Source organism: Streptomyces griseoflavus, from assembly GCF_014649995.1.
Taxonomy (GTDB): domain Bacteria; phylum Actinomycetota; class Actinomycetes; order Streptomycetales; family Streptomycetaceae; genus Streptomyces; species Streptomyces griseoflavus.
The window spans coordinates 368931-378026 of record NZ_BMUC01000005.1 but is presented as its reverse complement, the minus strand read 5'-3'; the positions used below and the strand labels follow the sequence as shown (position 1 = coordinate 378026).

Here is a 9096-nt window from a genome sequence, read left to right as displayed (position 1 = left end):
CCTCCTCCGCCTCGCCCGCCACCGCATCAGCGTCCTGTTCGCCATGCTCCGCGACGGCACCTTCTACGAGCCGAGGACCCCTCGACTCGCTTGACGAAGGACATAGAGGCACCCCCCCGGACCGGGGCCACCGGGACCGGGCCGGGGCCTCGGCGCGCCGCCGGACGCGGTGCACGACGGCTCCGGCGGGCCGACGGAGCGGGCGCGGCCCCGCGGGGGGCCTCCGCGGACCGGGCCGGTGCCGGCAGGGCCGCACTCGCCGGGAGGCCGGGCCCGGGTCCGCCAGTGATCGGTGAGTGAGCGGTGAGCAGCGGCGCCCACGCTGTGCCCATGGGGAAACACGCGCTGCTGAGTGAACGCCGCAAGTGGGCGACGCTGGCGATCGCCTGCCTCACGATGCTCCTGCTCTCCGTGGACCTGACGGTGCTGCACCTTGCGGTGCCGCGGCTCACGGCGGAACTCCGGCCGACCTCGACCCAGCTGCTGTGGATCGCCGATGTCTACGGCTTCGCGCTGGGCGGTCTGCTGATCACCATGGGCAACGTGGGCGACCGGATCGGCCGGCGCCGGCTGTTGCTCGTGGGGACCTTCGCCTTCGGCGCGGCGTCCGGCCTCACGGCCTACGCGTGGACGCCCGAACTGCTGATCGCCTCGCGCGCCCTGCTGGGCGTCGCGGGCTCCACGCTCATGCCGTCCACGCTGTCGATCATCCGGAACACGTTCACCGATCCCGCGGAGCGGACCCGGGCCATCGGCATCTGGTCCAGCGTCAGTTCGGCGGGCTTCGCCGTCGGGCCGCTGATCGGCGGGATCCTGCTCGACCACTTCTGGTGGGGCTCGGTCTTCCTGATCAACATCCCGGTGATGCTGCTCATCTTCGTGGTCGGGTTCTTCGTCCTGCCCGAGTCGAAGAACCCCGAGCCGGGCCGGCTGGACGTGCTCAGCGTGCTGCTGTCGGTCGCGGGCGTCACCGCGGTGATCTACACGATCAAGGACGCGGCGCACGACGGCCTGACCGACCCCGACGTGGCGCTCGCCGCGACCGTCGGCGTCGGGGCGCTGGCGCTCTTCGCCCGGAGGCAACGGCGTCTGCGTACACCGCTCATCGACGTCGTCCTGTTCCGGAACCGGGGTTTCAACGCCTCGGTGGGCGCCACCGTGATGGCGATGTTCGCGCTGGCCGGCGTGGGCTTCGTGGGATCGCAGTACTTCCAGGTCGTCCTGGGCTGGTCACCGCTGCGTTCGGCGGTGACCCAGCTGCCCGGTGTGGCCGGTGCGGTGCTCGGCGCGGTCCTCGCGCCGACGCTGGCCGCCGCCTGGGGCCGGGCCCGGACCGTCGCGCTGGGCCTGGCGCTGGTCACGGCGGGGCTGCTGCAGTACCTGTGGCTGTCGGCGGAGATCTCCTACCCCGCCGTGCTCGCGGCCCTGATCGTGACCAGCTCGGGTGTGGCGATGACGTTCACGGTCACCGCCGACAGCGTGCTGGCGTCCGTCCCCAAGGAGCGGGCGGGAGCGGCCTCGGCCATCTCCGAGACCGCTTACGAGATGGGCGGCGCGCTCGGCATCGCGGTCCTCGGCAGTGTGCTGAGCCGGGTGTACCGGGACGGCCTGGAGGTGCCTGCCGGGGTCCCCGGCGAGCACGCGGCCGTGGCCGGGGAGTCGCTCGCGGGGGCGATGGAGGTGGCCCGGGCGCTGCCCGGCGCCCTCGGCGAGGCGTTGGCCTCCGCGGCGCGGGTCGCCTTCCTGGACGGCTTCCACGTCACGGTGGCGACCTGCGCGGCGCTGGCCGCGCTGGTCACCGTGGCCGCCGGGCTCGCCCTGCGGGGCGCGGCGGCCCTGCAGGCGGCAGCGGCCGAGGAGAGCGCGCCGCACGGACCGGACGTACCGCGGTCCGCGCCGGCGGTGCCGGGCGGGACGCCTGAGGAGAACACCCCGGTGCCCGCCCCGGATCCGGGACGGAGCACCATGACCGCGCCGTGACCAGTGGCACCGGACCGCAGACGGCGCGGGACATGCCGGGTACACGCCCGCGACAGCAGGACTTGGTTGACTCTTTAACTGCTGCATACGGCATTGGGTTGCTCTCAACTTGAACGAAACGTACCGTTCCATCGAGTGGATCTGGGACACCGAGGCACGTCCGTGTTCCCGAAAGGAAGAGCAATGGGAGAGAAGCGAACCCTCGGAGTGGTGGTGGACGCCAGCGGGGCTCACCGGAGAGATCTGGACGCCCGCGAACGCGTCATCGCCACGACGATGAAGATGCTCGGTGAGCGCGGCTACGCGAAGCTCACGATCGGCGGCGTCGCCGCCGAGGCCGGCGTCGGGAAGGCGACCCTTTACCGGTCGTGGCCGAACAAGGCCGCGCTCGTCCTGGACGGGATCCGCAGCGAGCTGCGCGAGGTCCCGACGGAGGACCTCGGCGACAGCCGTGCCGAGATGGTGGCTCTGGCCTCGCAGGCCCTGGGACGGTTCTACGGTTCGGACCGGATCAGGAGCGTCCTGCCGGCTCTCGTCGGCGACCTGTCGGAGGACTCCGCCCTGCGCCGCAGGCTGTGGGAGGAGATCGTCGAGGGGCGCAAGAAGCAGTCGATGACCGTGATGCAGCGCGCGCTGGACCGCGGGGACCTGCCCCCTGACACGGACATCTCCATGGTGCTGCTGGACATGTGGGCCGGGACCATGCTGTTCCGGAGCCTGTTCTCGGACGAGGCGGTCGACGACAAGGGGATCGAGCGGATGGTGGACGCCACGCTCGCCGCGCCTCCGCGCAGGCCGGGGCCGGCGGACGCGTGAGCCGCGCCCCGGCGCGGAGCCGGGGCGCGGATGTCGCGGACGCGGACCGCCGAAGACCCCGGCCGCCCCACGGCCCGCCGTCCGGTCGTCACGCGGGCCGGGCAGCCGGACAGCGGGCCGCCGGAAACCGGGCAGCGGGCCCTCGGAAACCGGGCGGCGGTTCACCCGCCGCCCGGGGGGCGCGACTCGGGCGGGCCGGGTCAGGACGGGAGGTCTCCGTAGCGGATCCGCGCCCGGCGGAGCTTCTCCTCGGAGATCGCCGTGGCGGCCTGACGCGGCGTCACACCGGTGGCCCGCACCCGCTGGAAGATCTCGGCGGTGATGTCGCGCATGGTCTTCTCGATCTTGGTGAGTGCCTCGTCGGCGTGGGGGCCGATGTCCCCGAACAGGGTCCACCACCACCAGCTGTTGGCGGCGAAGTTCGCGGCGAAGTCCGGTACGACCACGACCCCGCGCGCCGCGAGCGCGGCCTCGGCGGCGGGCAGCACCGACACGTTGGCGCCCTCCACCAGGTAACGGGCGCGCACCTCGGCGCAGTTGGTCTCGTCGACGGCGTACGAGGCCGCCGCGGTCACGAGGACGTCCGCCTCCACCGTGAGCCAGTCCCCGACCGGGAGCAGGGTCGCCCCCGGGGGCAGCGTGGCGCGGTTCACCAGGCCGGCCGGGCTGCGGTCGGCCAGCAGCCGTTCCACGTCGATGCCGCGCTCGTCCAGGACCACGCCGTCGCGGTCGACGACGGCGACGACCCGGATGCCCGCCCGGGAGAGGTACCGGGCGGTCGCACCGCCCATCGAGCCGAACCCCTGGACGACCGCGGTCTGTTCGGCGGGCAGTTCCTGGTGCTCGGCGAGGACGGACAGCACCGACTGGGCGACACCGTAGCCGCCCACCGTGTCACCGAGTCCGAGCCCGTCCACCTCCACGGCGAACGCCTCGGAGATCCGGGTCAGCCCCGCCTCGGCCCCGTCCTCCACGAACGGCAGCGCGGCGTGGACGCAGGACCGCAGGCCGATGCTGTCGAAGGCGCGGTCGATGTCCTCCTGCCGGGTGCCCAGGTCCTCCCCCACCGACCAGTACGTCTCCACCAGGGGCCGCACGGCCCGCAGGAACCGCTCGAGCACCGCGGGGGCCTCCGGGTGGGCCGGGTCGAAGTCGATGCCGCCCTTCGCCCCGCCGAACGGGGTGTAGCGGTCCTCCGGCCGGTAGACCAGGGCTTCCTTCAGCGTCATGGCCCTGGCCAGGTCGGCGACCTCGGCGAGCGTGCAGCCGGGGCGCATGCGCAGCCCGCCGCTGGAGGCTCCGCGCAGCAGGCGGTCGATCACCAGGTAGCCGGTGGCGCCGGTCGGTTCGTCGGTCCAGGTCACGTGCAGATGGGGCGGTCGTCCCACGAGAACTCCCAGGGGTGTCGTCAGGCGGATGGCGCAGTGGACGAGGCGGGCGGCTCCGGGACGACCACGACGGTGGGGCCCGGCACGCCGAGGGCCTTCCCCACGGCGTCCCGCAGTTCGGCGGGTGAGGCGACGTGGCAGCCGTCACCGCCGTAGGCGCGGGCGATCGCCGGGAAGTCGGGCACGGCGAGGTCCACTCCGACGGTGGGCTGCCCGCGTTCGGTCATCTCCTGCCGGATCATGCCGTACCCCCCGTTGGACACGACCACGACCGGCAGGGGGGCGCCCACTTCCACGGCGGTGGCCAGCTCGTTCACCGTGAACTGCAGCCCGCCGTCGCCGCTCAGCGCGGCGACCGGCCGGCCGGGACTCGCCAGGGACGCCCCGACGGCGGCGGGCAGGGCGTAGCCCAGGGTGCCGAAGCCGGTGGGGTACAGGAACCGGCCGGGCCGCTCGGTGGGGAAGCCGGTGAGGGCGCCGAAGTAGCAGGCCATCGCGCTGTCGTTGGTGAGGACCGCGTCCTCGGGAAGCGCGGCCCGCAGCGCGCCGGTGACGTCCCGCCAGCGCCGGCCGTAGTCCCGTACGGCCGACCTGACCGCGGGGGGTGGGGTATCTCCGCTCCGCCGCCCGGAACGGGGGTGTGCGGGGACGGAGCGGAGATGTCCGAGGAGACCGGTGAGCACCTGTGCGGCGTCCCCGGTCAGGGGGTGGTCGGCGGTCGCGTTGCGGTGCATCTGGCCGGGGTCGATGTCGACCCGGACGACCCGGCCGGTCAGGCGCGGGGGCCCGTTCCAGGTGTCGGTCTCGGAGAGTTCGGTGCCGACGGCGAGCACGGCGTCCGCGGAGGCGAGCAACTGCTGCACCTCGGGCACGTGCAGGGCGGCGCCGAGGCTGAGGCGGTGGCTCTCCGGCAGCACGCCCTTGCCGTTGGCGGTGGTCACCACGGGTGCCGCCAACGCCTCGGCGATGTCGCGCAGTTCGCCGGTGGCGCGCCGCGCGCCGCCGCCGGCGACGACGACGGGCCGGCGGGCGGCTGCGAGGGTGTGCGCGGCGGAGGCCACCGCCCGGTCGTCCGCGACCGGGGCCGCGGCCGGCAGGGGCGGCAGGGGCGCGGCGTCGACCTCGGTGTCGATCAGGTCGTAGGGGATCTCCAGGTGCACCGGGCGGGGCCGGCCCGAGGTGAGCCGGGTGAACACGGTGGCGAGGAGACCGGGGAGTTCGGCGGGGTCCCGCACCCGGTGCGAGGCGGCACACACGGCGGCGAGCGCGGCGGACTGGTCACGGGTCTCGTGCAGCAGGCCCTCCCCGCCGCGGTGGCCCGAGGGCATGCCCGGCGAGATCAGCAGCATCGGCACCGAGTCCGAGTACGCCTGTCCCGCCGCGGCGGCGGCGTTGAGCACTCCGGGGCCGGTGGTGGTGATCACCACTCCGGGGCGGCCGGACACCCGGGCGTAGCCGTCCGCGGCGTAGCCGGCGCCCTGCTCGTGCCGGGGGGTGACGTGGCGCAGACCGTGGCGGTCGAGGTGGGCGTAGATCCCGAGGTTGTGCGTACCGGGGATGCCGAACACGACGTCGACGGAGTGCTGGCGCAGCGACGAGACGAGCAGTTCTCCAGCGGAGGGCATGGTGGTTCTCCTCAGCGGCGGGTACCGGGCCGGGCCCGGCGGCCGGCCCCGTGCGGGAGGGAGGGCCGGCCGTCCGGATGGAGGGTGGTCAGTCCGCGTCGACGCCCCGTTCGGCGACCAGCTCGCGGATGTGGTCGTTGAGGGCGTAGCGCCGCAGGACGTCCGCGGGCAGTGCCTCGGCGCCGGTGATCTTGCCGAGGCAGCCGGCGTGCCCGCAGGCGCAGTCGAACGGCGCGGTCATCCCCCACTCGGTGGAGGGGTAGAAGAAGGTCAGGGACTGGCCCGCCGCGATCGGGTGCAGGGCGACGACGTTGCCGGTGGTGGCGTCGACGAAGGTGCTCGGCACGCAGGAGTGGTTGAGGAAGCGCACCTCGTCGGCGTCGACGTGGCGGCCGCGGCCGACCTGGATGGTGAACTTGGTGGGCTCGGAGTCGACCGCGGACTCCTGCCAGGAGGCGATGACGGCCCCGGCGGGCAGGTCCTCGCGGGCGACGTAGCCCTTCTCCCCGGACGGCAGGGTGGCGATGTCCATCAGATCGTTACGCGGCATAACTCTCTTCCTCCTTGAGGCTGCGGACCACGAGCACGGCGTTGTGCCCGCCGAATCCGAACGAGTTGCTCATGACGACGTCGACCTGCCACTCCTGGGCCACGCCGGGCACGAAGTTGAGGTCGGGGTCCAGCGGGTCGTCGCAGTTGAGGGTGGGCGGGACGACGTTGTGCCGGATGGCCAGCAGGCCGGCGATGAGTTCGACCGCGCCGGTGCCGGAGATGAGGTGCCCGGTCATGGACTTGGTGGAGCTGACCGGGATGCGGGTGGCGTGCTCGCCGAACACGCCGCGGATGGCGGCCACTTCGGTGGCGTCGTTGAGCCGGGTGCTGGTGCCGTGGGCGTTGATGTAGTCGACGTCCTCGGGGCGCAGTCCGGCCGAGTCCAGCGCGATGCGCATGGCGCTCTTGGTGCCGAGCGCGTCGGGGTGCGGTGCGGTGAGGTGGTAGGCGTCGGTGGTGGCGCCGTAGCCGGCCAGTTCGCCGAGGATGTGGGCGCCGCGGCGCAGCGCGTGCTCGTACTCCTCCAGGACGACGACGCCGGCGCCGGCGCCCATGACGAAGCCGTCGCGTTCGGTGTCGAAGGGGCGGCAGGCGGCGGCCGGGTCGTCGTTGCGGCGGGAGAGCGCCTGGCAGGCCGCGGCGGCGGCGATGTTCAGCCGGGTGACGGGTGCCTCCGCGCCGCCGGCGACCATCACGTCGGCCACGCCGAACTGGATGAGCCGGGCGGCCTCGCCGATGCAGGTGGCGCCGGAGGCGCAGGCGGTGCTGAGGCTCGACGACGGGCCGCGGGCCCCGAGCCACATGGCGACCTCGCCGGCCGCGCTCTCCGAGCCGCTGGTGGCGAAGAAGAACGGGCTGACCGCGCGGGCGCCGCGCTCGTGCAGTTTGACGGTGGTGTCGTAGGTGAGCTGGGCGGCGCCGGCGGAGGAGCCGAGGTAGACGCCGGTGCGGGCGGCGATGTCGTCGGTCATCTCCAGCTTGGCCTCGCGCACCGCCTGCATGGCGGCGGCCAGGCCGTACTGGGCGCTGGCGTCCATGCGCCGGCTCACCTTGTGGGGCATGTAGTCCGCCGGGGAGAAGTCCTTCACCTCGGCGCCGATGTGCACCGGCAGGTCGGAGGCGTCCCAGGACTCGATGGCGGAGATGCCGCTGCGGCCGTCGACGAGGGACTTCCAGAACGTGTCGACGGTGTTGCCGACCGGCGTGATGACGCCGGTCCCTGTGACGACCACCCGCCTGAGCGGTCGGGTCTCGTGTGCGCTCACTGGAGTGAACTCCGATCCTCGGGTGCGTGCGTTCCGTTTTCCGGTCCGGTCAGCGCCATGGCGCGCAGCTGCCTGCCGTCCGGCTTGCCGTTGCGGTTGAGCGGGAAGGCGTCGCAGACCACGACGCGGTTGGGGTACTCGAAGGGCGAGAGCTGGGCGCAGATGCGGGCGCGCCAGTACAGGGCGTCGCGTCCTTCGGGGTCCTGGACGAAGAAGACCAGCCGGCTGCCGAGCCGTTCGTCGGGCAGCCCGATCACCTTGACGGGGGCCCCGCAGGCGGAGGCGGCGCGTTCGACGACCTCCGGGTAGAGGGTGTAGCCGGCGCGGTGCACGGCGAGTTTGCGGCCGAGCACGAAGAGGTTGCCGCGGTCGTCGAAGCGGCCCAGGTCCCCGGTGCGGAACCAGGGGTCCCGCACCGGGTCGAACACGCCGTCGGCGGTCAGGTAGCCGGAGAACACGTCGGGCGTGCGCACCAGGAGTTCGCCGACGCCGGCCGCCTGCGCGCTCGGGTCGGACTCCAGCCGTACGTCGACGCCGGGGAGCACCGGTCCGCAGCCGACCGGGTTGTCGGGGGTGGCGAAGGCGATGTTGCCCAGCTCGGTGCTGCCGTAGCCGTCGAGCAGCGGCAGGCCGAGCGCGGTGACGAACCGTTCGGCGGCCGAACCGTCCAGCGGCGCGCCGCCGGTGCAGTACATCCGCACCTTGCGCAGGTCCGCCGCCATCTCCGGGCGGCGTTCGACGAGGTTCAGCATGCTCAGGTGCACGGCGGGCGTGGCGTCGACCACGGTGGCGCCGTACATGCCGGCCATGCGTACCGCGTGGTCCAGTCGCCGGTAGGGGGCGACCAGCAGTGAGGAGCGGGCCAGCCAGGCGGTGAGCACCATGGACAGGCCGTACTGGTGGGAGAAGGGCAGCAGCGGCAGCAGGACGTCGTCCGGCCGGTGCCCCATCCGCTCGATCGAACGGTCGAGGTTGCGCAGCATCGCCTCGCCCGGTTTGACGATGCCCTTGGGTTCCCCGGTGGAGCCGGAGGACCAGGTGATCAGGCCGTCGGGCAGGGCGCGCCAGGCCTCGAAGGACAGGGCTTCGGCGGCCGGGCCGCCCGTGGTCCCGGCCAGCAGCTCCGCCACCGTGACGACCGCCCGCCCGGACGTGGCGGTGGTGTCGTCCACGACGGTCAGTCTTGAGCGGGTCACGCCGACGACCTGTTCGGTGACGGCGGGCTGCTGCTGGTCGTCGAGGAGCACGATCGAGGCGCCGGTGTGCATCAGGGCCAGCAGGACGGTGACGTAGCCACCCGAGTTGCCGGCCTTGAGGGTGACGCGGTCACCGGTGGAGATCCCGCGGGCGCGCAGGGCCCCGGCGACGGCGAGCGCCTGGCGTTCGACTTCTTCGTAGGTCGTCTCCGAATCCGGAGTGAACAGCTTTGACGTCACGGCAATTCCGATTTCTCGTGCGACCGTCATGAAA

7 protein-coding genes are annotated in these 9096 nt (G+C 73.2%); 2 read left to right on the top strand and 5 right to left on the bottom strand.

The annotated features are described in order from the left end of the window. Positions 1-330: 330 nt before the first annotated feature. Both IE172_RS14445 and IE172_RS14440 read left to right on the top strand, forming a co-directional pair. Entirely contained in the window at positions 331-1980 is a 1650-nt protein-coding gene (locus IE172_RS14445; RefSeq protein ID WP_190097607.1) for an MFS transporter, read from the top strand. 183 nt (positions 1981-2163) lie between these two features. After that, a complete protein-coding gene (locus tag IE172_RS14440; protein WP_190097606.1) occupies positions 2164-2796 on the top strand; it encodes a TetR/AcrR family transcriptional regulator in 633 nt (210 codons plus the stop codon). Positions 2797-2996: 200 nt separating this feature from the next. Here the strand turns inward: IE172_RS14440 and IE172_RS14435 are convergent, their stop codons facing one another. From IE172_RS14435 to IE172_RS14415, 5 genes are all read right to left on the bottom strand, one after another. Next, positions 2997-4184, bottom strand: coding sequence for a Glu/Leu/Phe/Val dehydrogenase dimerization domain-containing protein (locus IE172_RS14435; RefSeq protein ID WP_190097605.1), 1188 nt, complete (start codon positions 4182-4184; stop codon positions 2997-2999). 20 nt (positions 4185-4204) lie between these two features. Continuing rightward, on the bottom strand, positions 4205-5809 hold the full coding sequence (locus IE172_RS14430) for a 5-guanidino-2-oxopentanoate decarboxylase (protein ID WP_190097604.1): 1605 nt from the start codon (positions 5807-5809) through the stop codon (positions 4205-4207). Positions 5810-5897: 88 nt separating this feature from the next. Then, positions 5898-6359, bottom strand: a complete 462-nt coding sequence (locus IE172_RS14425; RefSeq protein ID WP_190097603.1) for an SET domain-containing protein-lysine N-methyltransferase — start codon at positions 6357-6359, stop codon at positions 5898-5900. Further along, positions 6349-7626, bottom strand: coding sequence for a beta-ketoacyl-ACP synthase II (gene fabF / locus IE172_RS14420; protein ID WP_229886047.1), 1278 nt, complete (start codon positions 7624-7626; stop codon positions 6349-6351). Before fabF ends, IE172_RS14425 begins: the two co-directional genes overlap by 11 nt. Further along, positions 7623-9062: a class I adenylate-forming enzyme family protein gene (locus IE172_RS14415; RefSeq protein WP_190097602.1), complete on the bottom strand. Its 1440-nt coding sequence runs from the start codon at positions 9060-9062 to the stop codon at positions 7623-7625. The genes fabF and IE172_RS14415 overlap by 4 nt, the downstream gene beginning before the upstream one ends. Positions 9063-9096 lie beyond the last annotated feature (34 nt).

Coding starts and splice junctions, on each gene's coding strand:
- IE172_RS14445 (WP_190097607.1), top strand. CDS start 331: ATGGGGAAACACGCGCTGCTGAGTGAACGCCGCAAGTGGGCGACGCTG.
- IE172_RS14440 (WP_190097606.1), top strand. CDS start 2,164: ATGGGAGAGAAGCGAACCCTCGGAGTGGTGGTGGACGCCAGCGGGGCT.
- IE172_RS14425 (WP_190097603.1), bottom strand. CDS start 6,359: ATGCCGCGTAACGATCTGATGGACATCGCCACCCTGCCGTCCGGGGAG.
- IE172_RS14430 (WP_190097604.1), bottom strand. CDS start 5,809: ATGCCCTCCGCTGGAGAACTGCTCGTCTCGTCGCTGCGCCAGCACTCC.